Annotated in this window: 1 protein-coding gene; it reads right to left on the bottom strand. The window is 57.3% G+C overall.

Annotated features, from left to right (window positions below):
* Positions 1-1,313 (bottom strand): dynamin family protein (locus ACOCD2_RS20320; RefSeq protein WP_294117622.1); only part of this gene is annotated, 1,313 nt, incomplete at both ends.

Here is a 1,313-nt window from a genome sequence, read left to right as displayed (position 1 = left end):
GCGTGTTGAGCTGCATCTGCTGCTGGGCAGTGTCTTTCTTGAGCGTTGCCAGGCGCTGGCGTACGGTAGTGCGGGAACGCCCTGCCAGTTTCAGGTCCGAGAGCTGTTGTGACAGTACGCTGCGGTGCTCGTGTACCTGCTCCGTGAGTGGATCGAGGGCGGTTTCCAGCCAGTCTTTCGAGTCGTTGTGGGCGTTGCGGAAGGTCTGTTCCACGCGGCGCACCACGGTATGAAAGTAGCGCTTGATGGCGAAATGTTTTTCAGTCAGTGCTGTGCGGGGACTTTTCCGGTAAATTTCCGCTTCCTGGTAAATCAGGTTGAGTTCGACCTGGTGGCTGATCAGTGACAGCATCTTGGGGTCGCCCAGGCGCATGTTGTGTCGCGACTGGAAGCGGCGGTAGATAGTGCGTATGAGCCGCCGCATTTCCTGTGACTGGTTGCCAGCAATTTCCATCTGCTGATTGATGTCATCGAACAGTTCTTTCATGGATTCTTTCAGCCCGATGGTCGTCCACGAGCCGGACATGCGCTTCTTGGCCTGAGTGATGATATGTTCCAGCACCGAAGGGGACAGGGCGTCCAGCAGTATCTTGCCGTGGGCGGTAAAATCGGCCCGGGACTGTTTGTAGGCGTTGATGCTGGCCTGGTAGCGTGCCTTGTCCGTCTGCGCCTGCTTGAGCAGGGTGTCGATGGCGGTTTCACTCTTGGTGCTCAGATCCTTGAGTTCAGTGGACTGCTTTTCCATGCGTTTGAGTCGGGATGAAACCAGCGCCTTGATATTGTCCAGTGAACTGCAGACCAGTTCGGTGGATTGTTCTACGATCAGCGCCTGCCGGTTGTGAATCAGCGTGTCTGCGAGGTGTTTTTCCAGTTGGGAAATGCCGGATTTCTTTTCCAGCTCCCTGTCGTGTTTTACCCGGCTCAGCAGACCTTTCTGCGCGGACACGGCAAACACCTGTTTGTGTTTGACTTCAAGAATTTGCGAGACTTCCATGCACTGGCGCTGGATGCTGTTCCTCACTTCCTCTTCCGTGCGCAGTTCATCCCACAGGGTGTCCGTCTTGTTCAAGACGACGATGACGCCCAGCTTCTGGTGGGCGCCAGGCTGTTGCACAACCTGCTGCCACATGTCCAGGTCGGACTGGGTGACGCCCGTGTCCGCGCCCAGTACGAACAGGCGGGCCTGGGCGTTGGGCAGGATTTCATAGGTGAGCTCTGGCTCGCTGCTGATGGCGTTGAGTCCCGGTGTGTCGAGAATGCGCAGCCCTTGGGCGAGCAGCGGGTGGCGGTAGTTGAGATGAGCAAGCCGCCAC

The sequence above is a fragment of the Thiolapillus sp. genome (assembly GCF_048562965.1).
In the GTDB taxonomy this organism is placed as follows: Bacteria; Pseudomonadota; Gammaproteobacteria; order Chromatiales; family Chromatiaceae; genus Thiolapillus; species Thiolapillus brandeum_A.
This window is presented reverse-complemented; position numbering and strand designations above follow the sequence as displayed.